This is a genomic window from Streptomyces lavendulae subsp. lavendulae (assembly GCF_002803845.1).
In the GTDB taxonomy this organism is placed as follows: domain Bacteria; phylum Actinomycetota; class Actinomycetes; order Streptomycetales; family Streptomycetaceae; genus Streptomyces; species Streptomyces lavendulae.
Genome location: NZ_CP024985.1, coordinates 8,362,323 through 8,386,733, shown reverse-complemented (window position 1 = coordinate 8,386,733; position 24,411 = coordinate 8,362,323). Strand labels below are relative to the sequence as shown.

The 24,411-nt window shown below is 73.1% G+C and carries 23 protein-coding genes and 2 pseudogenes; 12 read left to right on the top strand and 13 right to left on the bottom strand.

Annotated elements, in window-relative coordinates:
- Positions 1–272: 272 nt before the first annotated feature.
- Entirely contained in the window at positions 273–875 is a 603-nt protein-coding gene (locus SLAV_RS37885) for a TetR/AcrR family transcriptional regulator (RefSeq protein WP_030239381.1), read from the bottom strand.
- 91 nt (positions 876–966) lie between these two features.
- Here SLAV_RS37885 and SLAV_RS37880 point away from each other — a divergent pair, with 91 nt between their 5' ends.
- Positions 967–1,413, top strand: a complete 447-nt coding sequence (locus tag SLAV_RS37880) for an anthrone oxygenase family protein (protein ID WP_030239384.1) — start codon at positions 967–969, stop codon at positions 1,411–1,413.
- Positions 1,414–2,336: 923 nt separating this feature from the next.
- On the opposite strand, the gene SLAV_RS42880 is transcribed toward SLAV_RS37880, so the two are convergent.
- The 4 genes from SLAV_RS42880 to SLAV_RS37855 all read right to left on the bottom strand — a co-directional run bounded on the left by SLAV_RS42880 (position 2,337) and on the right by SLAV_RS37855 (position 4,317).
- On the bottom strand, positions 2,337–2,477 hold the full coding sequence (locus tag SLAV_RS42880; protein WP_234333874.1) for a hypothetical protein: 141 nt from the start codon (positions 2,475–2,477) through the stop codon (positions 2,337–2,339).
- A 255-nt stretch (positions 2,478–2,732) separates the two neighbouring features.
- Positions 2,733–2,966, bottom strand: coding sequence for a CHAT domain-containing protein (locus tag SLAV_RS37865; RefSeq protein WP_267884273.1), 234 nt, complete (start codon positions 2,964–2,966; stop codon positions 2,733–2,735).
- A gap of 18 nt (positions 2,967–2,984) precedes the next feature.
- A complete protein-coding gene (locus SLAV_RS37860; RefSeq protein WP_030239391.1) occupies positions 2,985–3,356 on the bottom strand; it encodes a hypothetical protein in 372 nt (123 codons plus the stop codon).
- A gap of 463 nt (positions 3,357–3,819) precedes the next feature.
- Positions 3,820–4,317 (bottom strand): hypothetical protein, encoded by a 498-nt coding sequence (locus SLAV_RS37855; protein ID WP_030239394.1) that lies wholly within the window; start codon positions 4,315–4,317, stop codon positions 3,820–3,822.
- Between the two features lie 204 nt (positions 4,318–4,521).
- On the opposite strand from SLAV_RS37855, the gene SLAV_RS37850 reads away from it, so the two are divergent.
- From SLAV_RS37850 to SLAV_RS37835, 4 genes are all read left to right on the top strand, one after another.
- Positions 4,522–5,010 (top strand): hypothetical protein, encoded by a 489-nt coding sequence (locus SLAV_RS37850; protein ID WP_051841387.1) that lies wholly within the window; start codon positions 4,522–4,524, stop codon positions 5,008–5,010.
- A 173-nt stretch (positions 5,011–5,183) separates the two neighbouring features.
- Positions 5,184–5,813: a DUF6304 family protein gene (locus tag SLAV_RS37845; protein ID WP_051841388.1), complete on the top strand. Its 630-nt coding sequence runs from the start codon at positions 5,184–5,186 to the stop codon at positions 5,811–5,813.
- A complete protein-coding gene (locus SLAV_RS37840; RefSeq protein ID WP_051841389.1) occupies positions 5,810–6,826 on the top strand; it encodes a hypothetical protein in 1,017 nt (338 codons plus the stop codon). Before SLAV_RS37845 ends, SLAV_RS37840 begins: the two co-directional genes overlap by 4 nt.
- A gap of 82 nt (positions 6,827–6,908) precedes the next feature.
- Complete coding sequence (locus tag SLAV_RS37835) at positions 6,909–10,394, top strand: ATP-binding protein (RefSeq protein ID WP_078950630.1); 3,486 nt, start codon at positions 6,909–6,911, stop codon at positions 10,392–10,394.
- A 211-nt stretch (positions 10,395–10,605) separates the two neighbouring features.
- On the opposite strand, the gene SLAV_RS37830 is transcribed toward SLAV_RS37835, so the two are convergent.
- Together SLAV_RS37830 and SLAV_RS37825 are read right to left on the bottom strand one after the other, a co-directional pair.
- Positions 10,606–12,513 carry an ABC transporter ATP-binding protein gene (locus tag SLAV_RS37830; protein WP_037688700.1) on the bottom strand — a complete coding sequence of 636 codons (1,908 nt, stop codon included), beginning with the start codon at positions 12,511–12,513 and terminating at the stop codon, positions 10,606–10,608.
- A 204-nt stretch (positions 12,514–12,717) separates the two neighbouring features.
- Entirely contained in the window at positions 12,718–13,497 is a 780-nt protein-coding gene (locus tag SLAV_RS37825) for an NAD(P)H-dependent oxidoreductase (protein ID WP_030239407.1), read from the bottom strand.
- A gap of 138 nt (positions 13,498–13,635) precedes the next feature.
- Here SLAV_RS37825 and SLAV_RS37820 point away from each other — a divergent pair, with 138 nt between their 5' ends.
- Positions 13,636–14,487, top strand: coding sequence for a helix-turn-helix transcriptional regulator (locus tag SLAV_RS37820; protein WP_030239410.1), 852 nt, complete (start codon positions 13,636–13,638; stop codon positions 14,485–14,487).
- Between the two features lie 97 nt (positions 14,488–14,584).
- Entirely contained in the window at positions 14,585–15,289 is a 705-nt protein-coding gene (locus SLAV_RS37815; RefSeq protein WP_158740885.1) for a hypothetical protein, read from the top strand.
- 54 nt (positions 15,290–15,343) lie between these two features.
- Here SLAV_RS37815 and SLAV_RS37810 read toward each other — a convergent pair whose 3' ends face one another.
- Entirely contained in the window at positions 15,344–16,486 is a 1,143-nt protein-coding gene (locus tag SLAV_RS37810; protein WP_037688703.1) for a serine hydrolase domain-containing protein, read from the bottom strand.
- A gap of 326 nt (positions 16,487–16,812) precedes the next feature.
- Here SLAV_RS37810 and SLAV_RS37805 point away from each other — a divergent pair, with 326 nt between their 5' ends.
- Positions 16,813–17,589 carry a MerR family transcriptional regulator gene (locus SLAV_RS37805; RefSeq protein ID WP_030239416.1) on the top strand — a complete coding sequence of 259 codons (777 nt, stop codon included), beginning with the start codon at positions 16,813–16,815 and terminating at the stop codon, positions 17,587–17,589.
- A gap of 31 nt (positions 17,590–17,620) precedes the next feature.
- Here SLAV_RS37805 and SLAV_RS37800 read toward each other — a convergent pair whose 3' ends face one another.
- Positions 17,621–18,415 (bottom strand): MBL fold metallo-hydrolase, encoded by a 795-nt coding sequence (locus SLAV_RS37800; RefSeq protein ID WP_030239419.1) that lies wholly within the window; start codon positions 18,413–18,415, stop codon positions 17,621–17,623.
- Between the two features lie 90 nt (positions 18,416–18,505).
- Here SLAV_RS37800 and SLAV_RS37795 point away from each other — a divergent pair, with 90 nt between their 5' ends.
- From SLAV_RS37795 to SLAV_RS37785, 3 genes are all read left to right on the top strand, one after another.
- Positions 18,506–19,105 carry an ABATE domain-containing protein gene (locus SLAV_RS37795; protein ID WP_037688705.1) on the top strand — a complete coding sequence of 200 codons (600 nt, stop codon included), beginning with the start codon at positions 18,506–18,508 and terminating at the stop codon, positions 19,103–19,105.
- A 112-nt stretch (positions 19,106–19,217) separates the two neighbouring features.
- Positions 19,218–20,156 (top strand): NAD-dependent epimerase/dehydratase family protein, encoded by a 939-nt coding sequence (locus SLAV_RS37790; RefSeq protein WP_030239424.1) that lies wholly within the window; start codon positions 19,218–19,220, stop codon positions 20,154–20,156.
- A 15-nt stretch (positions 20,157–20,171) separates the two neighbouring features.
- The gene (locus SLAV_RS37785) at positions 20,172–21,068 is read left to right on the top strand and encodes an aldo/keto reductase (RefSeq protein WP_030239427.1); all 897 of its coding nucleotides are present in this window, start codon (positions 20,172–20,174) and stop codon (positions 21,066–21,068) included.
- A gap of 133 nt (positions 21,069–21,201) precedes the next feature.
- Here SLAV_RS37785 and SLAV_RS37780 read toward each other — a convergent pair.
- The 3 genes and pseudogenes from SLAV_RS37780 to SLAV_RS43745 form a co-directional block, all read right to left on the bottom strand.
- Positions 21,202–21,553: pseudogene (locus tag SLAV_RS37780) on the bottom strand (RNA polymerase subunit sigma-70); the annotation flags it as partial.
- A 452-nt stretch (positions 21,554–22,005) separates the two neighbouring features.
- A complete protein-coding gene (locus SLAV_RS41335) occupies positions 22,006–22,449 on the bottom strand; it encodes a hypothetical protein (RefSeq protein ID WP_158740887.1) in 444 nt (147 codons plus the stop codon).
- Between the two features lie 68 nt (positions 22,450–22,517).
- Positions 22,518–22,616, bottom strand: a pseudogene (locus SLAV_RS43745) (HNH endonuclease); the annotation flags it as partial.
- Between the two features lie 443 nt (positions 22,617–23,059).
- On the opposite strand from SLAV_RS43745, the gene SLAV_RS37770 reads away from it, so the two are divergent.
- A complete protein-coding gene (locus tag SLAV_RS37770) occupies positions 23,060–23,473 on the top strand; it encodes a hypothetical protein (protein ID WP_158740889.1) in 414 nt (137 codons plus the stop codon).
- A 538-nt stretch (positions 23,474–24,011) separates the two neighbouring features.
- Here SLAV_RS37770 and SLAV_RS37760 read toward each other — a convergent pair.
- Complete coding sequence (locus SLAV_RS37760) at positions 24,012–24,410, bottom strand: hypothetical protein (RefSeq protein WP_037688707.1); 399 nt, start codon at positions 24,408–24,410, stop codon at positions 24,012–24,014.
- Between the last annotated feature and the right edge of the window lies 1 nt (position 24,411).

The following is a 24,411-nucleotide window of genomic DNA, read 5'->3' as shown; positions in this document are numbered from 1 at the left end:
GCTGGCTCTCGGTGCGCAGGAGCGTGGCCGGCAGGAAGCCCGTGACGGTGACAAGGGACCGGTCAACCCGTCGCGCGACGGTGCGGCCGAGGCATCCGTGCCTTCGACGGCGCCTTGGAACGTTGCCACCGAGGCGGTTGCCCCGTCAGGGTGCGGGGCCGGGGGCTCTGCGGCAGCGCCGCGCGGGCGGGCCGGCGGGAGGGGTCGAACCGGTGCAGTGGGCCGGCAGCCGGTCCGCGAGAGCCTGGCCGCCGGAGCGCCCGGACGGTGCGTCAGATCATGGCGAGGCGGTCCACCAGCAACTCCACCCTCCGCTCGGCGTCACCCGGCGGCAGCCGTCCCGCCCGGGTCAGGGTCGCCAGCCCGTGCAGGGCCGCCCAGAACACCTCGGTGAACAACGCCGGGTTGACGCCGTCCCCGGCGACCTCGCCGAGGCGCTCCAGCAGGGCCGCGAAGGCATCCTTCAGAGGCTCCGGGGTGTCCTCCGTCGCGAACGCCAGGCCGCCGTCGAGCTGGAACATGGCGTCGTAGACCGCCGGGTTCCGTTCGGCGAAGCCCAGGTAGGCGCGGGCGAGGGAGGTGACCCGGGCGCGCGGGCCGTCCGTGGCGGAGGCCGCGGCGGAGGACGATGCGGAGGCCGCGGCCCGCAGCGCCGCGGCCATCTCGGCGGCGCCTTCGAGGGCGACGGCACCGATGATCTCGCGCTTGCCGCGGAAGTGGCTGTAGAGGACGGGCTGACTGTACTCGATGCGCTCGGCGAGTCGGCGGGTGGTGACCGCGTCCCAGCCCTGCTGCTCGGCGAGTTCACGGGCCGTCGCCAAGATGAGGCGCTCGCGGCCCGCCCGTTCGCGCTCCTTGCGTTCCTGTACCGACATGATTCGATCCTAGCACCGCTAGACATACGAGCGGCAGTAGCACTAGCGTTGACTCACTATCTAGCAACGCTAGATCCCAGGAGGGGTCATCATGCTCCGTGCACTTGAGGTCTTCACCACCGTGGCCGTCGGCGTCATGGTGGGAGTGGAGTTCTCCGTCGCCTTCTTCATCAACCCGATCCTCAACGGCCTCCCCGGGGACAACGGCCTGCGCGGCCGCACCCACGGAGCCCGGCTGCTCGGCGCCGTGATGCCGTTCTGGTACGTCGGCTCGCTCGTCCTCGCCGCGGTCTGGGCCGTCGCCGGACGTGACCACCACGGCGCCGGCCTGGTCGTCACCGCCGCCGCGTTGCTGGTCCTCAGTGTGGTCATGTCGATCCTGCTGCTCGTCCCGATCAACAACCGGGTCAAGACGTGGACCGCCGACGGCCTGCCGGCCGACTGGAAGCAGCAGATGAACCACTGGGACCGCTTCCACTACGTCCGGGTCGCCGTGATCATCGCCGCCTTCACCCTGCTGGTCACCGCCCTCGCCTGAGCCCGCGGGCCGCTCGGCCATCAGCGCCTCACCAGCGAAAGGGCCACTGCCCTCGCAGCCCGACACCGGTATCCGCCTGCACGGCGACCGGCTATGCGCCCTTGCGGAACAGGCGGCTGAAGAGGAGGCCCACACGGGGCTCCCAGGTGGGGCCCGGGGGCAGGGCGATGCCCACCTCCTCGGCCAGTTTCCGCAGGTGCACTCGACGGCGGCCTCCACCAGCCCGGCGTGCACCGCGGCCGCCCGGCGGCCGGCCACCAGAAGCAGCAGAGCACCACGTAGCAGCCGGCCCACACCGATCCGGCCACCTCGGCATCGAACCGGGCCCGCGTGGACCGCAGCTCCGTCCTGACCTCCTCCGGCAGCACCAGCCACAGCCCGGGCCAGCAGGCGGCCAAGTCGATGCCGTACTGGCCCCGCAGGCGGCTCTCCACCCCGGCGAACCGGTCGCCGGTGTACGTGGGCCGGGCCGGTGAGGAGAGCCCCGTCCGGTCACGGCGGGCGGTGAGGTCCGTGATCTGCCGCAGTTGCGCGTCGTCGCGGTCGTACGGTGGGTTGTCGCGGCGGATCCCGTCGATCTGCCGCTGCAGGTCTCCCCAGAGCCCGGCCCGGCGTGCGGCCAGTCCCCCGTCCAGACCCGTACGGCGCCGTCGCTGCACACGCGGACGAACGTCCCCATGGCCACGGCCACGAGGAGGGTCACCGCCACCGCCGCGACCTGACCCACGACCGGCCAGTGCGCCACGGTCGTCGCCCAGTGTCCGGCCTCCTCGATCAGGAGACCGGCGTCGAGGGCACGACCCTGGCCGAGGACGGCGGCGCAGGCGCTCGCCCCGACGAGGAGCAGCCCGGGCAGCGCCAGGGCGGACACCCACTTCTCGGCCAGTTTCTCACCGAGTTGGTCGAGTACGGGGGGCACCGGCTCACGCCTCCAGGACGCGCAGCGGCTGGTCCCGCAGCCGGCAGCGCCAGCCGGCCGGTACCGCACCGCCCGGCTGCCGGATCTCCCTCAGACCGCACCATCCGTCGGGGCACAGGTACGCCTCCCCGGCGGGATGCGGCACCAGTCCGGGAGGGTCGCCCCCGCCCTCCCCGCGCGTCGTACCCGGGCGCCGGCCAGCACGTGCTCCGGGATGCCCAGTCCGGCGATCGCCTGCCGTACGGTCGTCGTACCGGCGCGGACGGCCCGCGCGGCGGAGCGGAGTTCGTCACCCCGGCCTTCGGACGCCATGACGTCGTTCAACCATGACATCGCCGCGCAGAATGCCGCGCGCAGCGAACGGTCCTCCTCCATGGCCCTTCCCCCGTTCGTCTCGTCGTTACGGTCCGCTGTGGATGACCGACGCCCAGAACAGCGGGTCGTCGTAGTCGCCGTGGGCGCGCAGCTCGGCGACCGCCCGGTGCAGGGCATACGCCGGACCGCGGCCGTCCGGTGCCGCGAGGTTGCGGTAGACCGCGCGGGCCAGGACCGGCCCCATGGCGTCCTGGACCGTCCACAGGCTTCCGACCACGTGCCGGTAGCCGCACAGCTGGAACGCGGATGCCACGGAGATGACTTCGTCGGCCAGCTCCTAGTCGCCCGCCGACCTCCGGCGCTGCTGCGGGCTGCGGTGTGTTGCCACCAGCTCGGCGCAGACCCGCTCGAAGCGGTCGGCGAGCCCGGAGTCCGCAACCCTGAGGTCGTCGTGCCGGCCGCGCAGCTCCAGCGCCTGGGCCAGCAGAACGCCACGCCCCTGTTCCAGCCGGACGAGCGCCTCCTGCACCTCTCCGGCCCTGATCGATACCGCCGCGGCCACGGTGGCGAGGGAAGGCAGCTCGCGCAACCGTGCTTCCTGCGACTCACGGCCGAGCGCACGGCCTGTCAGCTTGGGCACGAAATCGCTCAGCGCCAGGTCGAAGGCGGTGCGGGACCGTTCCAGGGCGCCCAGCTCGGCGGCTCTCATGCCCCTCAGGGCGGCGCAGTGCAGCCGACTGCGGATGTCCTGGGCGGGCGCCAGCGCGGTGACCTCGTACTGGTCGACCGCATCGGCCAGGTCCGTGACGTCACCCAGCAGCCGGGCCCGTGCGTGCAGGACGTGCCCAGTTCCAGCCGGGACATCAGCTGGTGGGGGCCGGCGTCCGAAGGGTCCCCGGCAAGCGGCCTGAGCAGCCTCTCGGCCACGCGGAGGTCGCCGGGCTCCTCGGTGTGCGTCCCGCGCTCCAGCAGCGGCCATCGCCGTTCCCCCGATCACCCGCCCGCATCGGCTCCTGCGGTGACGGCAAACGGTAGCGAGCGTGGGGCGGGGGGCGCGAATGCTGAAATATCTCCCCGCGAACGCTCTCCGAGAGGCCGGGTCGGGGGGGGCGGGCCGCACCGGTCACGCGACGGTGTGGGCCTCGTCCGCCCGGGGAGCGGGCGGCCGCCCGTCACCGGATTCCGCGGCGGCGCTTCATGTACGAGGAGGTCACGGCTGTCATCAGCACGGGTATGGCGGCGAGCGGGACGAAGAAGCAGGCCCAGACGACCCGGGCCGGACCGTTCGACAGGTACGTGTGGCTCTCGACGGTCAGCGCGACCACCACCTGCCACAGCGTCACCGCGACCAGGACCGCTGCGGCTGTGCAGGCCACTGCGGCAAGAGTCCTGGAGCGCAGCAGCCGCTGCCGGTCGCTCACGAGCAGGAGCGGGAAGAGGGCGGCCAGTTCGGCGAGGACGGACAGACCGACAACGTACGCGATGCCCCACCCCGGGATGGCGTAGACGTCCCGCAGGACCTCGTCGCTGTAGCCGACGTAGACCCCGGACGCCATGGCGATGCGCCATAAGCCGGACGGGAGGGCGCACAGGGCGATGGCATGGGCGGCACGGCGGGCCCAGACGGGCGCGGCGGCCGCGGAAGCACTCGGCATGTCGGTTGTCGTCATGTCCTGATGCTGCCTGCGGGCGTGCCGGTCTCGCGTCGCCCGGCAGGACGACGCCCGGCCTCGGCCGGCTCATACCCGAGCGATGAACCGTCCCCCGGAAGAATGACAGGGACGGGACACCGGAACCCAGAGGTCCCGAAAGGGAGGCTCCTCCGGCTGCCCCTCCCGTATTCGCCCTGCGCGACGCGAGACGGCTGCGATCTGGTGAAAGAGCTCCAGGCCGCGGCCCTCTCCCATCCCGCGGACAATTTCGCGATGCGGATGATCGAGCCGGTGCGTGTGCTGCGGCATTGGGCCATAGCGCACCAGCCCGAATTCAACCTGCTGTTCGGCACACCGGCCACGGCTGCCGGTGACGCGCACCGCAAGCTGACCAGCTCCTGGGTGCGGCGGCTCGCCGGCCTCTGGGGTCTGGTCTTCGCGCAGCTGTGGGCGGACCGCCCGTTCCCCGTTCTCGCCGAGGGCGAGATGGATCCGCGCCCGCGGCAGCAGATGCTGGACTACCGGGCGGACACCGGGGTGGACCTTCCCGCGGCGCGATGGTGGGCTGCCGGCGGTCGCTCTACGGCCGGATCGCGCTGGAGGTCTTCGGGCACTTCGCCCCTCGTCTTCTCCGACCAGGAGCCGATGTTCGAGCTGCTGATGCTGGAGCTGGTGCGTGGCATGGGCCTCGAAGGGCCCGACTCGCTGTAGGGCGCGTCGACCGTGGTGGTCCGCAGCAGCGACGGGCCGTCAACCGTGGGGATCCGAGAACATCTGCAGATCCGGATTCTTGTCGTTCTCTTGCCATCGGCTTGTCAGGGCCTTTTTTCGGCACCGGCCGGGGATTTCCCCCGGGCATACTGGGCCGCATGGAAAATCAACTCATGTACGAATCGCCCCTGACCGGTTCGGTTCTCGTCCGGGACCGGTGGGGCAAAGGCGCCGGCGTCATGACGAACGACGGCGTGACGTTCTCGCTCGAATGGCGCGGGAACCGATTCGAGGGGCACAGCCCCGACTCCCTGGAGCTGGTGGGCGAGGCCGTCGCCTCGGCGGAGCCGCCCGAGCTCGACAGGGGGGACCTGTGCGGCTACGAGCTCACGTGGTCGACGCCCGTCACCGTGATGACCGGCGCCGGCACGGAACGGTTCGACCTCACGACGCAGCTCACGGTGCCCAACCCGCACGCCCCGGCACCGGGGCAGGAGTACGGGGTCTCGCTCACGCTCGCCGTGCCGGGCGGGGACGTCTCCACGGCGCGCCACGGGGACATGGAGTCGGCTCTCCTGGAATTGCAGCGGAACGCTCCCGACGGAATGCGGATGGCCATCTGCTCCACGTGTGCGCTGTCGGATTACCACCCGGTCGGATACGGCTTGATGGGGGACCTCGCGTGTTTCCGGAACAGCAAGGAGGAATTCCGGAAGGTCTCCAGCAAGAGCGCCTTGTTCGATGTATGGGAATCCCGGGCCGGGCATGTCCAGGAGACGTACCACTGCCCTGATTTCGAATGACCCGTTCGTCCCCGCTGCCCGCGGAACTGGGCCCCGTCGCCGATCTCGCGCCGGTCGCCGGAGCGTCGTCCTCTCAGTGGGTGCTGCTCACCGAGGACGGCCGGCTGGCCCGCTTCGACGCCGACGCCCCCCGCGCCGCCACCGCCGTCGCCGCGCGGGTGGCCCTACCGCCGGAGCCCCCGCAGGAGCGCGTCCTGCACGGCCAGGTCGTGCGGCGCCGGCTGCACGTCTCGCGCGACGGCCGCTTCGCCGCCGTCGTGAGCGACTTCGGCCGCCACGGGCAGGTCGTCGACCTGGACACCGGCGGGGTGACGCTCTCCCTCGACGGCGGGTTCCACCACGCGTACACGGTGCCGTTCTCGTTCGCCTTCACCGAGGAGCGGGGCCGTACGCTGGCGGTACACCGGACCGGGTGGAACCGGCTCGACCTCTCCGAGGCGCTCAGCGGGGAGCTGCTGACCGCACGCGATCCGGGCCGCCACCGCCTGGACTACTTCCACGGTGCGCTCTCCGTGTCACCGCGGGGCACGCGGATCGCCGACGACGGCTGGGTCTGGCATCCGCTCGGCGTCCCCTCGGTGTGGAACCTGCGCTCCTGGGCCGGCGGCCGGGCCGGGGAGTCCGAGGACGGCAGGACCCGTAAGGAGCTGGCCTGGCGGGACTACTTCTGGAACGCCCCCCAGTGCTGGATCGACGAGCGGCGCCTCGCCGTCACCGGGCTGCACGGGGTCGGCCCGCGCCAGGACTCCCCCGCCCGGGGCGTGCGCGTCTTCGACGCCGTGTGGCGGCGCGAGTTGATCGTCCTGCCGGAGGTGGAGGGCGCCCTCTTCGCCGCCGGCGGGCTGCTGTACGCGGCCTCTCCCCGCGGGCTGGAGACGTGGGACCCCGCCACCGGGGAGCTGTTGGGCAGCGTCGAGGGCTTCGTACCCACCCACCATCACGCCGGCGCAGGCGAGTTCGCGGTCTTCGACGGCACGGCCCTGCACCGACGGCCCCTGCCGGTCGCCGGCTGAGGCGGGACCGCGGGCGCCGCCCGGACGGGTGGCGCCGGAGCGGGTCCGAACGAGCCAACGCCGTTGGTACATTTGCCCGATCATGCTGCGAGTGAGAGTGCTGGGGCCGCTGGAGGTGGCCGTCGGCGGAGAGCCGGCGTCGATCGGGAGACGGCGTCAGCGGGCCGTCCTGGGAATCCTGTTGGCCGCCCGGGGCCGGACGGTGCCGGTCGACCGCATCGTCGAGGCGGTGTGGGAGGGGAGCCCGCCGGCGAAGCCGCGCAGTTCCCTGCACGTTTACGTCTCCCACCTGCGCGGCGTACTGGAGCCCGCGCGGCTCCCCCGGGCCGGGTCCCGGCTGCTCGTGAGCAGCCCCCAGGGCTATGCCCTGCACCTCGCGGCGGACGCGGTGGACGCCTGGAGCTTCGAGGCCGCCGTGGGACGGTCCCGCTCCCTGCCGGCCGAGGAGGCCGGGCCGCTGCTCGACGGGGCGCTCGGACTGTGGCGCGGCGAGGCGTACGCCGAGTGGGCGGCCGAGCCGTGGGCCGCCGCCGAGACGGCCCGGCTGAACGAACTGCGGCTGATGGCCCAGGAACTGTCGCTGGCCGCCGCTCTCGGTGCCGGGCGGCCGCAAGAAGCCGTACCGGCCGCCGAAGCGTACGTACGCAGTCATCCGCTGCGCGAGGAGGGGTGGCGGCTGCTCGCCCTCGGCCTGTGGGCGACCGGCCGCCAGGGCGACGCCCTCGCGGCGCTGCGGCGGGCCGGCGCCGTGTGCGCCGAGGAACTGGGGCTGGACCTCGGGCCCGGGCTGGTCGAGTTGGAGCGGGCGATCCTGACGCGGCAGCTCGACGTACTCGCGGCGGCGGTGCCGCCCGCGGGCGCCGGGCGCACCGCGGCGGCAGCCGCCCCGGCACCCGCCCCGGAGGCACCCGCGCCGGTGCCGGAGACGTCCGGTACGGCCGGCCCCGCAGCGCCGGGCGCCGTTTCGCCCTCCGACGTCGACGCACCCGCCGCCGGCGCACCCGCCGCCTCCGACGGTCCCGCCGCCGACGCGCTGCCGGTCGTGCGGACCGAAGGCGGTTCCCGCCGGGCCTTCGTCGGGCGCCGCCACGAACTCGGTGTCCTCGCCGAAGCGGCGCGGGCCGCGCTGCGGGGCGGGGCGGTGGCGCTCGTCGCGGGCGAGGGCGGGGCGGGCAAGTCCTCGCTGCTGGACCGCTGTGCCGCCGCGCTGCGCTCGGAGGGCTGGAACGTCGTGGTCGGCCGGTGCCCGGACGGGCCGGGCGTTCCCGCGGCCTGGGCATGGGTGGAGGCGCTGCGCGACCTGGCCGGGGCGACCCCGCCGGAGCATGTCGGTCCGCTGTCCGCGCTGCTCGACCCGGACGGGGTCGCCGACGGCCCGCGCGGGGACGCCACCGCGGGCCGCTTCCGGCTGCACGCGGCCTTCACGCGGTGGCTCGCGTCGGCGGCGGCGCGGCAGCCGCTCGCGGTGTTCATCGACGACCTGCACGAGGCCGACGAGGAGACGCTGGCCCTGCTGGGCCGCGCCGCCGCCATCGACGGGGTTCCGCTCCTGGTCGTGGCGGCCTACCGCCCGGGCCACGCCGACACCACCCTCGCCCCGCTCATGGCCGGCCTCGCCCGGCGCGACCCGTACCGCGTCCCGCTCGGCGGCCTCGGGGTGGCGGAGGTCGCCACCCTGGTCCGCGCGCTCTGCGGTACGGACGTCTCCGGGGAGGTCGTGACCGCCCTCGCGGAACGCACCGGCGGCAACCCGTTCTACGTCGGCGAGAGCGCCCGGCTCCTGATGGGCCGCGACCCGTCGGCGGCCATGGTCGGGGTGCCCGACGGCATCCGGGACGTCGTACGGCAGCGGCTGGCCCGGCTCCCCGCGGAAGCCGCCGCGATCCTGCGGCTGGCCGCGGTGGCCGGGGCCGAGGCGCACGTCGCGGTTCTGTGCGCGGCCGCCGGGGCCCCGGCCGCCGAGGTCGTCGACGCGTTGGAGGTCTGCGTCACCGCGGGCCTGCTGACGGAGCCCGGGCCCGGGCTGGTCCGCTTCACGCATCCGCTGCTGCGCGACACGGTCTACAGCGACCTCTCGGGGCTGCGCCGCGGCCTGCTGCACGGCCGGCTCGCCGGGGCCCTGGAGCAGCTGCGCCCCGACGCCCTGCCGGCGCTGGCCCTGCACTTCACCCGCTCCGGCGACCCCGCCATGGCCGGCCGGGCCGTGGAGTTCGCGCTCCGCGCCGCCGAACTCGCCGAGCACCGCTACGCCCACGACGTGAGCGCGGACCTGCTGCGACAGGCCCTGGACGCGGCCGAGCTGATACCGGAGCCGGGCGACGCCCGCGCCGAACGGGCCGTGGACCTGCTCGGGGCCTTGATGCGGGCGCAGATCCGGGCCGGTTCCGGAGACGCGGCGGCCCGGACCCGCCGCCGCGCCCTGGACGCGGCCCAGCGGGCGGGCCGGGACGACCTGGCCGTCGCGGCGTTCACGGCCTGGACCGAGCCCACCCCGTGGCTGACCCGCAGTCACGGCACGGTGGACCGGCATGCGGTGGACACCCTGGAACGGCTCACCGCCCGGCCCGGTCCGCCGCCCGCCGACCTGGCCCGGCTGTTGCAGGCACTGGTGGACGAGCTGCCCGGCGACGCCGGGGAGCAGGCCCGCACGGCTGCGGAACGGCAGCTGGCCCTCGCGCGCCGCGCCGGCGACCCCGGGCTGCTGGCGGCCGCGCTCACCACCATGACGAAGCTGTTGCCGCACGAGGCGCAGGCCGCCCGCTGTGTCCCCGTCGTCGCCGAACTGCGGGAGCTGACCGCGCGCCACGACCTGCCCGCGTACCGGTGGGTGTGCGAGCAGGTGGACGCGATGGTCGCCGCGATCGGCAACGACGTGGAGGCCGTGGAGCGGCACGCCCGCGAAGGCCTGGCCGTGGCCCGCCGCTACCGGATGCCGGAGGCGGAGGCGGCGAGCCTGTCGACGCTGGCCATGCTCGCCCACGCGGGCGGACGCTTCGTGGAGGCGGAGGGTCTGTACGGGCAGGTACGGGAGCGACTGGTGCGGCACAACGCCTCGCGCGCCGCCGACCTGCACGCCCGGGGGGTGATCACGATCCGGCTGAGCCAGGGGCGGATCGCGGAGATCGAGCCGCTGGCCCGGACGCTCCACGCGGCCTGGGGTGCGCGGGGCGGGGAGGCGCTGGCGCTGGTGCTGGCACTCCAGGGCAAGCTGGAGGAGGCGCGGGCGGTGCGGTTCGACGCGGTTCCCGTGCCGGACCACTTCTACGGGGTACGGCTCGGGGCCCGGGCGCGGCTTGCCTGTCTGCTGGGCGACACCGAAGCGGCCGCGGCGCTCGTCCCGCTGCTGCGGCCGGTGCGGGACCAGTTCGGGTCCGCGGCCGCCACCGCCTTCTGCACCCGGCCGCTGGCGCTGGCCCTCGGCGAGGTGTGCGCGCTGCTGGGGGACGCGGCCGGAGCGCGGTCCGCCTTCGCCCGGGCCGCGGAGGTGGCCCGCCTGTGGGGCTCACCGCACGGCGAAGCCGCCGCCGTGGAAGGCGCCCGCTCGCTTCCGGCCCCCGCCAGGGCGTGATCCGCGCCCCCGCCCGCCTCGCCTCCGTCACCGTGTGCGTGGGGCGGGGACGGCCCGGCGCCCTCGCCGACGGAGAGGCTGAGCCGGCCGGGCGGAACGAATCCGCCGGCAACAGGGTCGCGCCGGGCGCCTGGTGGTGGCACCCGCTCGGCCGGCCCACCACCTGGGACCCGGCCCCGCGCGGGCGGCAGCCAGCCGGGCGGCGTCGTGTTCACGCGGTGGTCTCCTTCGGGGTGCGCTGGCCGGGGACGGTGCGGTCGTTCTGCAGTTCGAGGAGCTCGCGGAAGAGTCCGTTCGCCCTGGACAGTTCGGCGAAGGTGCCTTCCTGGACGACCCGGCCGTGGTCGAGGACGACGATGCGGTCCGCGACGGCGACGTTGGCGAGGCGGTGGGTGACCAGGACCACGGCGCGGTCCCGGGCGGCCCGGCGCAGGTTGGCGAAGATGCGGTGTTCGGCGCGGGGGTCGAGGGCGGAGGTGGGTTCGTCGAGGACCAGGAGGGCGGCGGGCCGGTAGAAGGCGCGGGCCAGGGCGACGCGCTGCCACTGGCCGCCGGAGAGTTCGGCGCCGTTGAGCCACTCGCGGGCCAGGAGGGTGGAGAGGCCCGCGCGGAGTTCGTGCACGACCTCGTCGGCACCGGCCGCGGCGGCGGCTTCCCAGACGTCCTTCTCGTCGTCGCTGCGCGGCTGACCGAGGGTGATGTTGTCGCGGGCGGTCATCGGCCAGCACGAGAAGTCCTGCGGTACGAGGGAGACGTGCTTCCAGGCCGCGTGGGGGTCGAGCGCGGTCGTGGGGTGCCCGTCCCAGGTGACCGTGCCGGCGGTGGGGAGGTGGAGGCGGGTGAGGAGCTTGGAGAGGGTGCTCTTGCCGGATCCGTTCTCGCCGACCAGGGCGACGATCTCGCCGGTGCGGACGCTGAAGTCGATGCCGTCGAGGGCGTTCCTGTCGGCGCCCTCGTAGCGGTAGACGAGGTTCTCGGTGCGGATCTCGCGCGGGGCGCCGGGGACGACCTCCCCGGCGGTGAGGCGGTAGCCCCCGGTCTCTTCCAGGAACGTCGACCAGTCGTCCATGTACATGCCGGTACGGAAGATCATGGCGGCGTTGCGGACGACGCCCTGGACCGAGCCGGTGACGGTGCGCAGCGCGAGGACGGCGGTTCCGGCGGCGGCAACGGTGAGGTGGCCGGTGGCGAGGAGGGCGACCAGGACCCCCCAGACGACGGCGGAGGCCAGGCCGCCGCCGAGGGCGCCGAGGAAGGCCATGCGGGCGCCTTCGGTGACGGCCTGGCGGTGGACGGTGGTGACCCGGTCGGTGAGGTGCCGGTACTTGCCGAGGAGGAAGGGCGCCATGGTCCCGGCGCGGATCTGGTCGGCGGAGTGCCGGTCGGCGAGGTGCCAGCGCAGGACGCCGATCATGCGGCTGTGGCCGGTCGTCTTCACGGCGGCCAGGTAGGTGACGCGGGCGCTGTGTACCTGGGCGATGCCCTGCGGGAGGCTGGCGAGGGCCAGGAACGGCAGGAGGAGGGGGTGGAGGGTGCCGAGGACGACGGCGCCGGCCAGGAGGGAGGCGAGGGCGGCGAGGAGGTCCTGGCCCTCCTCGATGATGTCCTTGGAGACGACGGCGCCGCGTTCGGCGTTGTCCCACCGGTCCTTGAAGCCGGGGCTGTCGTAGGCGGCGAGTTCGCTGCCGGTGGCCGCGTCGAGCAGCATCAGCTCGTACTCCTGCTGGAGCAGGGGCGAGATGCGTGAGGACAGCCAGGTGACCACGATGTAGAGGGTGGCTCTGATCCCGGCGGCGGCGGCGAGCACCGCGACGGATGGCCACGCCTGCCACAGCCGGTCGGTGATGTTCCCGGAGGAGATGAGCGCGGTGATCGTCGAAGTGGTCGCGAACAGGCCCAGGGCCGCCGCGATGCCGGAGACGGCCTGGCAGGCCAGGAGCCCGGCCACGGACGCCCGGTCGACGCGCCACGCGATCGACAGGGAGCGCTTCATCAGGTGCGGCAGACGCCGGGCCATGTGGCGCAGGGTGATGTACTTCGCGGCCTCCCAGCGGGTGTCGCCGTCCCACGAGAAGGCGATCTCCTCGTCCGCCCGTACTGCACTGTCCTCGCCGGTCATCGGATACGCCTCCGTGAGTGAGGGGGAGGGTCAAGACTCGGTCCGGAACGGGTCGTTCGGAAGACCTCGGTACGGCGATCACCCGAAGGTGTCACCGTCCGCGGTCATGCGTGGCTGCGGGCCGGGTCCGGGGTCTCGCCAGGGAGCGCACGGCCGCTGCCCCGGCGGTGCAGCCGGGTCCGGCCGCGCCGCCGGACCCGGTGGTCAGCCGCGCACGTGCAGCCCGAATCCCGTGCGGCCGGCGGGCTCCAGACCCTCCTTCAGGTGCAGCGAGGGGATCTCGTAGTCGCCGAAGTTCTGCCTCCGGAACGCGATCGGCTCGGTCGACTCCAGGGTGAGCAGGCGCCGCTGCCAGGCCTCGGCGACGGGCGCGTACTCCACGTCCGTCATCCGGTCCACGCCGTGCAGCACGAACGGCGGCAGCACCTCGATGCCCGGGTAGTAGAGGATGCCGTGGTGGATCGGGAACAGCAGGTCGTCGATGGGGCCGTTGATCCCGCGGGCGGAGTAGTGCGACTCCGGGCCGCCGACGGTCACCGACAGCAGGGCCCTCCTGCCCGCGAGGGTGCCTTCGCCGAAGCGCTCGCCGTACTTGGTGTCGCTGTGCTCGCCGACGCCGTACGCGAAGCGGTAGGTGAACACCCGGTCCACCCAGCCCTTGAGGATCGCGGGCATGCCGTACCACCACAGCGGGAACTGGAAGACGACCGTGTCGGCCCACAGCAGTTTCTCCTGCTCGGCGAGGACGTCCGGCGTGAGCGTCCCGGCGTTGAAGGCCCGGCCCGAGTCCAGGGCGACGCTCAGCGGACTCGAGGCGGCGGGGCCGTAGTCCGCGGCGTCCACGACCGCCTTCCAGTCCATCGCGTACAGGTCGCTCACCCGCACCTCGTGCCCGGCGGCCTCCAGGGTGGACACCGCGAGGTCCTTGAGCGAGCTGTTGAGCGACTTCGGCTCGGGGTGGGCGTGGACGATCAGCGTCTTCACGGGAACTCCTTCGGATCGGATGCCTTCGATCCTGGGCGACGCGGCGCCCGGCGTTCAGGGGCTCCTCTTCCGTCGGACCGGGCTTCCTGGTATCGGCAGGGCCACCTTCACGGGCATCTCCGAGGCCATACTGGGGACATGGACGATCTTGCGGGTTTCCTGCGGACCAGGCGTTCCCGGGTCGACCCGGCGGCCGTCGGCATACCCGCCGACAGCCGCCGGCGGGTCGAAGGGCTGCGCCGCGAAGAGGTCGCGCACCTGTCCGGAGTCAGCGTCGACTACTACGTGCGCCTGGAGCAGGGCCGCGCGACCCAGCCCTCCGAGCAGGTCCTCGACGCGCTCGCCCGCGTCCTCGGCCTCGACGAGACCGAACGCGGGCACCTGCACCGGCTCGCCCGGCAGCGCCGGCGCAGCGCGAAGTCGCCGGGCGGGCGGGTCCGGCCGGAACTGCTGCGCGTCCTCGGCCTGGTCACCGGCGCACCCGCACTGATCATGGACCACCGCCTGGACGCGCTCGCCGGGAACCGCCTCGCCGGGCTGCTCTTCGGCCGGCCGATGCCGGGCCTGAACATCGCCCGGCACATCTTCCTGGAGGAGGCCGAGGACGGCCTCTACGCGGACTGGGAGCAATGCACCCTCGACGTGGTCGGGCACCTGCGCCTGGCCGCCGGGAAGCACCCGGAGGACCCCCGACTGGCCTCGCTCATCGGCGAGCTGGCGATGGGCAGCGAGCGCTTCCGCCGCCTCTGGGCCCGCGCGGACGTGCGCGCCCGTACGCACGGACTCAAGGCGTACCGGCATCCGCTGATCGGACCGCTGCAACTGCACCAGGAGAACTTCGCGCTGCCGGACGAGTCGGGAATGGAGCTGCTGGTCCTGTCCGCGCCCCCCGGCAGCCCCGCCGAGGACGGGCTGCGCCTGCTCGCGGGCCTGGGCGCGGACCGCGGTGACGGCTCGTATCCCCCGGCGGACGCCCGGCTCCGCAAGTAACCCGACGACGCCCGCCCGCGGCCGCCGCCCCGGTGTCTCAGCAGCCGCGGATAGGGTCTGTGGCCGGACGCGAAGGACCGGGGAGTGTGGGGTGGGCATGACGATTCATCGTCCGGGGCGGCCGGAGGACCTTCCGGAAGCGAGCCTGTTGTGGGCGCGGTGGGCCGCACTCGCCGCGGTGACCTGGGACGCCGAGGAGGAGAAGGAGACCTTCCGGCGCGGGTACTGGCTCGGCGACAGTGCCGGCGCCGACGGCTGCGCCTTGCACTACGACGACAGCAGTTGCAGCCGATGGGTGCTGGTCCGGGCCGACGGCGGCCGGGCGGTTCTCTTCGGACAGGACGATTCCAGCAAGGTCGGGCGGTACGAGCCCGCGATCGACCTCCTCGCCGGGGCGCCCGGGTGGGTGCGCCGTGAAGTCCGGGACGACCTTCTGCACCAGGGAAGGATCGAGTGCGTCTACTGGTTCGAGGACGGTTCCTGGCACCGCGCGCCGTACCCCGACGACCTGAGCGACGACGGGCTCGACTGCGGGATGAGCCACCTGTCCTCGTCCGACCACGCCGTCGAGGCGATCTGCGCGCTGTTCGAGTTCGACTACGAGTACGAAGGCGCCGTGGAAGCCTGCGAGCTGTTCGTCGAGCACGCGGAGCGGGGCACGGCCACCCCTGAGGTCGTGCGCGCCTTCGCCGACGAGCTCGTCCGGGTCCATGCCGAGTACGAACTGTCGCCGCCCTGGATCCCGATCGCCCGGTCGGAGGCGGACATCGCCGCGATGACCGCCCTGGTGCGCCGGAGGTGACTCCGCGGCGGGGCGCGCGGAACACGGAGCTCCGCGTACGCCGTCCCGCCGCGCTCAGCCCGTCGGCCGGTCCGGCGCGGTCCGCCCGTCGCAGAACACCTCCTTGACGAGCCGCTGCTTCACCTTCTCGAACGCCTGGACCGTGGCGGCCAGGTCGAGCTCCGCGTCCCCGCAGGTCACCGAGCCGGTCAGGGTCCTGCTGCCGTCGGGCGTGCTGTACATCAGCGCCGCCCAGCCCCAGAATCCGCCGTTGTGCTGGAAGATGGTGCCGCCGTCGTCCGTCTTCTCCACGAACACCCCCAGGCCGTAGCCCATCTTGGGGTGCGGCGTGCGCATCTCGGCCAGCAGCGGGGCCGGCAGGAGCCTGCCGCCCATCAGCGCGGAGAAGAACGTGTGCAGGTCACGGGTGGTCGAGATCATGTCACCGGCGGCGGAGATCCAGGAGGGGTTGAAGCGGGTGGTGTCGGCCACCGTCCACCGGCCGGCGTCCTCGTACCCGTAGTAGCCGTGGGCGTGCGGCTCGGGGATCTCCGGTGAGGCGTCCGGCACCACGGTGCCGGTCAGCCCGAGCGGATCCAGGACCAGCCGGCGCATCTCCTCGGCGTGGGAACGGCCGGTGGCCTTCTCGATCAGCAGCCTGGCCAGTACGTAGTTGGTGTTGGAGTAGCTCCAGTCCGCCCCCGGTGCGAACCGCGCCGGCCGGGACAGCGCGGGCCGTACCAGCTCCTCCGGCCGGTAGGTGCGGGACCGGTTGTCCATCCACTCCTTGCCGATCCCGGGGACTCCACCGGGCACGACCGTCCCGTCGTCGTAGACCTCTCCGGTGAAGCTGAACAACCCGCTGGTGTGCTGGAGCAGCATCCGTACGGTGATCCGCCGGTCCAGCCCGAAGCCGGGCAGGTGGTCGTCCGCAGGGGCGTCCAGCCCGATCCTTCCCTCCGCGACCAGCCGCAGCACCAGGGTCGCGGTGAAGGTCTTGGTGATGCTGCCGATCCGGAAGTGCCCGTCGGCCGGTGGGGCCTCCGCCCCGCCCAGCTCGCGCACCCCGGCGGTGCCGACCCACTCGCCCCGCTCGTCGTTCACGCGCAGCTGCATTCCGGCGAAACCGGAATCGACGATCTCCTGGATGGCCTCGCGCAGCTCGGGGCGGTCCGGCCCGGCAGCGGTGGTCTCGACGGTGTGGAGGGACTCGCTCATGGTGGTTCCTCGTCTCGCGGCAGTAGGTGTCCGGCACGGCTCGACGGCGCGACGGTGGCCCTGGTGGCCACCGACCCCCCGTCGAAGCGGCCGTGCGAGGAGCGTGCACCCTGACCCAAGGTCAACCTCAAGTCCCGTGCGGACCTTGGGGTCACCGGTACCGGTCGCAAGGGGTGAGGGCATCCGGACGGATGCGCGCTACCCTCGCCCCTGGGACCGCCCGCGACCCGTGACCGACCCATGACCGCGAGGCGGGAGTGCGGGCCGCCGGCGGCCACGGCCCGGTCCCGGGCCGAGGACCTACGATCCGGAGGTGCACCGAGCCGATGGCAGACGGGCTCACGATCGGTCAGGCGGCGGCGTACGTCGGCGTCACGATCAAGACGGTGCGGCACTATCACCGGCTCGGCCTGGTCGCCGAGCCGGAACGCGACGGTTCCGGTTACCGGCGTTACGGGTCGGTCGACCTGCTGCGGCTGGTCCAGGTACGGACGCTGGCCGGGGCGGGCGTGCCGCTGGCCGAGATCGGGGAGCTGCTCGACGCCGGTCCCGAGCGGTTCGCCGCCTCCCTGGACGACGTCCGCCGTCGGCTCACCGAACAGATCGAGGACCTGACCGCGCGGCGCGACACACTGCACCGGCTCGCCCACGGCGACCGGGCCCTGCTGCCCGACCGAGCCTGCGCGGTCCTGGAGGGACTCGCCGGTCTCGGCTTCGGCGCCGACTACGTGGCCACTCAGCGGGAGGCGTTGGTGCTGGCCCGGGCGCTGGTGCCGGAGCTCTTCGACAGCTTCCTGACCCAGCTCGAAGGGTGGCTCGACGACCCCGGATGGATCGAGCTGACCAAGCGCGGCTGGGAGGCGATGTCCTGGGATCCGGACGACCCGCGGATCGACGCACTGGCGTCGGAGCTGGCCGACAGGCTGCTGGCCGAGCGCGAGCGGCTGGCGATGGCGGACGGGTTCCGGAACCGGTCCGACACCGCCTCCCGGTACGGACTGGTCAACCATCACCGGGAGGAGCGGTCGCCGTCCCTCGTCCGGTTGAACACCCTGGTCGAGGCGAACCTGCGCGCGGCCGGCATCGACGTCCCGCGTCAGTGAGGGCCGGCCGGCGGGGGGTGCCCCGTCCGGCTCAGGCGGGCCGGCGCCAGTCCGGGTCCAGGCGGTCGGCCAGTCCGGCGGCGGTGAACGCGGCCTCCAGTTCGGCGTGGCCCTCGGTGAAGTGGGCCCAGCTGTCGCAGTGCACGGGAACGACACGGCGGGCGCCGAGGATCCGGGTGGCCTCGGCGGCCTGGGCGCTGTCCAGGACCAGCAGGCGGCCGTCGAAGATCACGGGGAAGCGGGGGGCTCCGGCGAAGAGTACGGCGGTGTCCACCGGGCCGAAGCGCTCGGCGATCTCCTTCACCGCGTCGAGCGACGCGTTGTCGCCGCTGACGTAGACGGTGGGCAGCCCCTCGCCGGTCAGGACGAAGCCGATGACCTGGCCGGCGATCGGCTCGACCTCCTCGCGCGCTCCGGGTCCGTGAACGGCGGGTACGCCGGTCACGGTGACCGTGCCGCCACCGGGGCGGTCCAGCTCGACGGATTCCCAGTCGGCCAGGCCCTTGGCCCTCTCCCCGAGGCGCTCTCCGCCACCGGGGGTGGTGAGGGTGAGCGGCACGTCGGCGAGCAGGGCCCGGCCGGAGTGGTCGAGGTTGTCGGGGTGTTGGTCGTGAGAGAGCAGGACCACGTCAAGGGCGCCGAGGTCGCCGGGGGCGGCGGCGGAGGGGGCGGTCTTGGTGAGCGTCCTGCCGGGTGCCGGGTAGTCGCCGGGGCCGTCGAACGTCGGGTCGGTCAGGAAGCGCAGGCCACCGTACTCGAAGAGGGCGGTCGGGCCGCCGAGGACGCGGACGGGGAAGTGGTCGGTCGATGCGGGCACAGAGGACACGGAGAAAGCAGCTCACGGATAGATTTGGTTTAACCGTGAGGTGACGGTAGCTGTTTCTCATGGATGACCGCAAGCCTTAACATGAGGAACATGAAGGAGTCCGTACGGGAAGAACCCCTCGTGGCGCCCGCCCAGGGCGAGCGGGAGCACCTCTCCCTCGCCCTCGCCAACAGCGCCGTCGCGCGGCCCGGCGGGCACACCATCGATCTCCTGGGGACTCCCGCACAGGCGAACCACTGGCTGACGGAACGCGGTCTCGCCCCGGCCGACGCAGGCATGCGGGAGATGTGCACGGCGCAACTGCGCTCGCTGCGCGAACAGATCAGGTCGTTGTTCGCGGCCCGCGCCGCCGGGCTCCCCGCCCTCCCCGCCGCCGTCCGGGCCGTCAACGACGCGATGACCCGCGTCCCGACCGCCCCGCTGCTGGCCTGGGACGACAAGAATGGCCCCTACCGCGCCACCACCCACCCCACCACCGCGATCGTCGACCACGCCCTGGCGGCCCTCGCCGCCGACGCCGCCGACCTCCTCACCTCCCCGGACGCCGAACGCCTCACCGCCTGCGGCTCCGCCCCCTGCAACCGCTACCTGCTGCGCCACGGCCGCCGCCACTGGTGCTCCACCCGCTGCGGCGACCGGGCCCGCGCCGCCCGCGCGTACGCCCGCCGCGCCCAGGCCGGGGCGGAGTGACGCCTCCGCCCGAAGGACGCGGAGCCGCCGCACGTCGGTCAACAGAATTCCTTAACACCCATGCAGTAAGCGGCCACTTCTGCTGAAGACGCCACGTGCCGAGGATGGGGGCATGCAAAGGATCTGCGTCATCGGCGGAAGCCGATACTTCGGAAAGCTCCTGGTGGAGCGCCTGCAAGCCGACGGCCACCAGGTCACAGTGATCAACCGCGGCTCCACCCCGCCGCCCGCCGGCGTCGAGCACCTGGTCGTCGACCGCAACGACGAGGCGGCCCTCGTCGCCGTACTCGGCGCCCGCACCTTCGACGTGGTGGTCGATCAGGTCTGCTACACCCCCGTGCAGGCCGCGATCGCCGCCCGCGCCTTCGCCGGCCGCGCCCGGCGCTACGTCATGACCTCCACGATCGAGGTCTACGACCCGGCGGGCGCCGCACTGCCGGACCCGGCAGGAGCCCCGGTCCCGGAGGAGAACGTGGACCCGGGTGCCTGGCCGGTGGCCATGGACCTGCCCTGGCAGGACGAGGCCTACCTGGAGGCGCACTACGCCGAAGGCAAGCGCCAGGCGGAGGCCGTCTTCACCCGCGCCGGCGGCTTCGCGTTCGCCTCCGTGCGCAGCGCACACGTACTCGGCGGCGGAGGACGGGAATTCACCGGCCGACTGGCGCACTACACCGAGCGCGTCGCCCACGGCGAAGAGATCACCGTGCACGCGAGGGCCCTGCCCACGGTGTTCATCCACTACGCGGAACTGGCCGACCTGCTGCGGTGGGCGGCGACCGGCAGCGACTTCACCGGCCCGCTCAACGCTTGCTCCGACGACCTGCTCGACGTGCGCGACCTGGCCGCGACCGTCGCCGCGCAGACCGGCCGGGAGCCCGTCTACCGGACCGCCGCGGCGGGCGAGACCGCCTCTCCGTTCTCCTTCGACCGCCACTACGCCATGAGCAATGCCCGCGCGAAGGAGCTGGGCTTCGCCTTCTCCCGCACGGCCGACTGGCTGCCCGGCGCCGTTGCCGAGGCCCTCGTCGCGTCCGCCGCCCCCACCACCTGAGGAAACAGAGCCACCATGCGGTACCGCACCATCGGAGACACCACCGTCAGCGCCATCGGCCTGGGCGCCATGCCGCTGTCCATCGAGCACCGACCGGACGAGGCACGGGCCATCGCGACCGTCCATGCGGCCCTCGATGCCGGCATCACGCTCATCGACACCGCCGACAGCTACCACTGGCACGCCGACGAGACCGGGCACAACGAACTGCTCATCGCCCGCGCCCTGGCCCGCTACGGCGGTGACACCTCCGACGTCCTGATCGCCACCAAGGGCGGCCGCGGACGCCCGGGCGACGGCAGCTGGACCGTCACCGGCAGCCCCGCCCACCTCAAGCGCGCGGCCGAAGTCTCGGCCAGGCGCCTGGGCGTCGACGCGATCGGGCTGTACCAGCTGCACAAGCCGGACCCGGCCGTGCCCTGGGCGGAGTCCGTCGGCGCCCTGCGCGAGCTGCTCGACGCCGGCGTGATCCGCGCCGCCGGGATCTCGAACGTGAGCACCGGTCAGATCCGCGAGGCGCACGAGATCCTCGGCGACGGGCTCGTCTCCGTCCAGAACCGGTACTCGGCCGCCGTGCGCGACGGCGAGCCCGAAGTGCGGCTGAGCGCCCGCCTGGGGCTGGCGTTCCTGCCCTGGAGCCCGCTCGGCGGGATCTCCCGCAGCTCCCTCGACGGCCCCTCCGGGCAGACGTCGGCGGACACCGCCTTCCACCACATCGCGGCCGAGCACGGCGTCAGCCCGCAGCAGGTGGCCCTGGCGTGGCTGCTGGCCCGCTCCCCGGCGGTGATCCCGGTCCCGGGCGCGAGCCGCCCGGCCTCCGTACGGGACTCGGCCCGCGCCGCGACGCTCCGGCTGAGCGCGGAGGAACTGACCCGGCTGGAGGCTCCCGGGCGGCCGGACGCGTCGAGCTGACCGGGCGGTTACGGATCACCGCGCCCCACCTCGCGGACCGCCGGGGCGGGCGTGGCCGGCCGGCGGGCCGGCCCGCCGGCGCTCCGACGACCGCGCCCCATCCGTCGAGGCCGATCGGACCTGACCGCCCCGGTCACCACGCGTCGATGACCGGCGCGCCGGGTTCGCTCCGCCGCCACGCCCCGGCCAGGCGCGTCAGCCGGTCCGCCGCGGCGATGCCGCACAGGGACGCGACCCTGCCGTCGCTGACTTCGAACACCACGGCGCCCACGACCCGGTCGCCGAGGACGGCGAGGACGGCGAGGACGGCGGGGGAAACCGTTGACCCGCACGATGTGCATCGCCAGGGAACCGCCGGCCAGCCGCCGCTTCGCCGGCGTGGGCCTGAAGCCGGCCCGCGCGAGAGAGGCGACGCGCTCGCGCGTCGTGTACCGCAGCAGCCGCCTGGCCAGTCCGGCGCCGTCCGAGACCGCCGTCACGTCGTCGTGAGCAGTCCGTCGTGGATGCCCGATTCGCGGTGCAGCCGGCGTACGCCCACCGTGGAGAGCAGGGGCATCCTGACCACCGCCGTGGTCGGCGTCAGCCCGTGCAGCAGGCGGGACAGGGGTGCCCAGCCGGCGGTACCGGGTCCAGTCCCGCCAGGGTCCCTTGAAGCGCTGCACGGCGAGGGGCAGGCCGAAACCGAGGAGGATGAGGCAGAAGGAGACCGTGACGAACGGCCGTGCCACCTCGGTGCTCAGGACGTCCCAGTCCGTTCCGGCCCATCGGGCGCCGACGGCCGCGAACTTGCACACGTCGAAGCCGAGGGTGCTGGTGTAGCCCGCGATCACGAGGGCCAGGCCCACCCGCAGCTCCTGGGACACATCGCTCAGCCAGCGCCGGCACAGGGACGCCATGATCACCGCGGCGGCGGAGTGGCCGACCAGGTAGAGCACGATCATTTCGCGGATGTACGGGGTGTTGGCGTAGTAGGTGTCCAGGTCCTCCAGCCGTTCGACCCGTGCCTCGCCGAGGGCGGAGAGCGCGCGTACATCGCGACGGCCAGGGCCGCGTACGTTCCCGCGCAGCACCAGCCTGTGGACCGCCGGATGCAGGCGGGCGGGCCACCTCGCCAGTTGATGATCAGGATGATGCCGGATCCACAGCAGGCCATCAGGAGCGAGTAGAGGAGGGGCGCGGCGAAGTTCGGCACGCCCGTGATCTCGTTGACCTTGACGATCGTCGAGGTCGCCCCGAAGTAGAAGACCCCCGTGGCCGCCAGCAGGGACACCACCACGGCCCGGAGAAGGGGATCGCGGGTGTTCCTGCGCAGGCTGGGGAGCCGGACGAGGACGGCCACGGTCCCCAGCGCCGCCGGAATGAAGGAGGCGAGATCGGACATGGTTCAGCGCCCCGTATGCCGTGGTGGCCGAGCGCGGCCGCGATACGGCCGGAGGTCGTGCCGCGGTCGACCTCACGCTCGTCGTAGTAGCTCCACCACAGCCCCCCGGTCAGGGTGCAGCCCGGACCGATCTGCGGCGCCTGGACCGCCTCCGCGATCAACACCTGCGGCACAGCGGCTGCAGTCGGCGCGGCGGGCCCAGCCGTGTGCGCGGCAATGGGCAGAGACAGAGTCCGGGCAAGAGCGGCAGCAGCCGCGACAGCGGACCGCATCATGATCATCATGCGCCGGCTGTATCCGCTGCAAAGCGGCCAAGGACAGCCCTGCAGAGGCGGGTTCACCCTCCCGGAGCGCTCGATGCTCCGGCGAAACGCCACTGCACACCCGCAGTCCGTCCCCAGGTCCGGGGCAAACCCCGCCCGTGGAAGCCCTTGCCCCACGCGCCGAGGGCGCGCCTCGGTCCGGGACGAGCACCTCCCGCGCCCCCTCAACCGGTGGTTTCACCGCGTGAGGACCATGAAGGCCGTGGCGGCGCCCCTAGCGTCGGGGTGTGCCGACGGCCCGGGGAGGCCGCAGGCACCCACTACAGAGGGGAAAACTGCACATGCCCATGAGCAAGAAGACCCGCGCAGCCGTGTGGACCAGCGTCGCCCTCGGTCTCCTCGTCGGCGGAACATGGGCGGGAACAGCGGTGGCCGCACCCCCCGGCGCCGCGAAGGTGACCGCCCCCTACGCACAGGCCGCGGCCGTGGTCAACGCCAACGGCAGCGTCAACCGCTCCAAGGGCATCGAAGCCGTCACCAAGCCCGCCGCGGGCCACTACTGCGTCGAGCTGGAGGACAAGGACCTCGACATCCGCAAGCTCGTCCCCACCGCCACCCTGCAGTACATCAGTTTCGAATACGACATCCGGATCTCGATGTGGCCCCACCCCTCGTGCGGGACCCGCACCGACACCTTCCTCGTCATCACCGGAAAGCCCGGCGTCTACGAAGACGCCTCTTTCTCCATCGTCGTCCCCTAACCCCTTCCCCAGGACTGCGGACGGGCACGGCAGGTACCCCTGCCCAGTGCCGGCCCGCGGCCCGTCCCCCGCATCGAGACGAAGGTCAGGGGCTGCTTGTCCAGCCGCCAGCCCCAACCGGTTCCGCGGTCGCTCAGCTGGCGGCCGCGGCCGGGCCCTCGCCGAACAGGGGTACGTCATCGAGCCCGGCGTCCAGGCGCAGGCGCTGGAATCGGAGAGGGTGGCGGTAGATGCCGCCGTAGTCGATGGCGCGGTCGGCGCTGACCTCGGCGACCTGCCGGGCGGCATCCGGGCGCCGCGGTACGGTGCGACACCGCGCGCAGTCGGCCGTCGGTGTCGTGGCGGCCGAGTACGAGAAGCTGCGGGCGGGTCAGGGTGCCGGTGATCGCGCCGACGATCGTCTCCGTGGTGTCCCGTCTTCTGATCTTGGTCCTTCTCTGCACTTCACTCGATCAGCGGGCGGCGTGCATGCTGACGGTGGCAGAGCTGGACGGTGCGAAGAATAAGCCGATCAGGTCGCCGGGTATTCAGCCCTCACTCACTCGCTGAGGGGCAGGCTGGGTCGGCCTGTACGGACATAGTCCCGGTACTCGTCACCAGCCATTCCCCGATTGACCCATCGGTCACGGCCTGCGCCGAGCCTCTCCTCGGCGATGGTCATGGCCGCCAGGGGGTCATCGACAACGGCGATCTGGTGGCCGAAGTCTTCTTCATCGTCCGCTTGCTCGAAGGATGGAAACCCGACCAGGTCGTAGCAGTTCTCGCCACCGATGTCTTGGGCCACGTGAACCACCAGGACGAAGCCATCGGCTGTGGGCCGCACCTCGGCCCATCGGATCCCCGGAAGTTCCGGCGGCCCGGCCGCTCCCAGAAACTGCTCGATCGGACGACCACGCCGAAGGGCGGTGAGTGCGAATGCTTCGACGAGGTAGCGCATT

Excerpts from the sequence above, each read along its gene's own strand:
- SLAV_RS37885 (WP_030239381.1), bottom strand. The coding sequence starts at position 875 with ATGTCGGTACAGGAACGCAAGGAGCGCGAACGGGCGGGCCGCGAGCGC.
- SLAV_RS37880 (WP_030239384.1), top strand. The coding sequence starts at position 967 with ATGCTCCGTGCACTTGAGGTCTTCACCACCGTGGCCGTCGGCGTCATG.
- SLAV_RS37860 (WP_030239391.1), bottom strand. The coding sequence starts at position 3,356 with ATGAGAGCCGCCGAGCTGGGCGCCCTGGAACGGTCCCGCACCGCCTTC.
- SLAV_RS37855 (WP_030239394.1), bottom strand. The coding sequence starts at position 4,317 with ATGACGACAACCGACATGCCGAGTGCTTCCGCGGCCGCCGCGCCCGTC.
- SLAV_RS37845 (WP_051841388.1), top strand. The coding sequence starts at position 5,184 with ATGTACGAATCGCCCCTGACCGGTTCGGTTCTCGTCCGGGACCGGTGG.
- SLAV_RS37840 (WP_051841389.1), top strand. The coding sequence starts at position 5,810 with ATGACCCGTTCGTCCCCGCTGCCCGCGGAACTGGGCCCCGTCGCCGAT.
- SLAV_RS37835 (WP_078950630.1), top strand. The coding sequence starts at position 6,909 with ATGCTGCGAGTGAGAGTGCTGGGGCCGCTGGAGGTGGCCGTCGGCGGA.
- SLAV_RS37830 (WP_037688700.1), bottom strand. The coding sequence starts at position 12,513 with ATGACCGGCGAGGACAGTGCAGTACGGGCGGACGAGGAGATCGCCTTC.
- SLAV_RS37820 (WP_030239410.1), top strand. The coding sequence starts at position 13,636 with ATGGACGATCTTGCGGGTTTCCTGCGGACCAGGCGTTCCCGGGTCGAC.
- SLAV_RS37815 (WP_158740885.1), top strand. The coding sequence starts at position 14,585 with ATGACGATTCATCGTCCGGGGCGGCCGGAGGACCTTCCGGAAGCGAGC.
- SLAV_RS37810 (WP_037688703.1), bottom strand. The coding sequence starts at position 16,486 with ATGAGCGAGTCCCTCCACACCGTCGAGACCACCGCTGCCGGGCCGGAC.
- SLAV_RS37805 (WP_030239416.1), top strand. The coding sequence starts at position 16,813 with ATGGCAGACGGGCTCACGATCGGTCAGGCGGCGGCGTACGTCGGCGTC.
- SLAV_RS37795 (WP_037688705.1), top strand. The coding sequence starts at position 18,506 with ATGAAGGAGTCCGTACGGGAAGAACCCCTCGTGGCGCCCGCCCAGGGC.
- SLAV_RS37790 (WP_030239424.1), top strand. The coding sequence starts at position 19,218 with ATGCAAAGGATCTGCGTCATCGGCGGAAGCCGATACTTCGGAAAGCTC.
- SLAV_RS37785 (WP_030239427.1), top strand. The coding sequence starts at position 20,172 with ATGCGGTACCGCACCATCGGAGACACCACCGTCAGCGCCATCGGCCTG.
- SLAV_RS41335 (WP_158740887.1), bottom strand. The coding sequence starts at position 22,449 with ATGTCCGATCTCGCCTCCTTCATTCCGGCGGCGCTGGGGACCGTGGCC.
- SLAV_RS37770 (WP_158740889.1), top strand. The coding sequence starts at position 23,060 with ATGAGCAAGAAGACCCGCGCAGCCGTGTGGACCAGCGTCGCCCTCGGT.
- SLAV_RS37760 (WP_037688707.1), bottom strand. The coding sequence starts at position 24,410 with ATGCGCTACCTCGTCGAAGCATTCGCACTCACCGCCCTTCGGCGTGGT.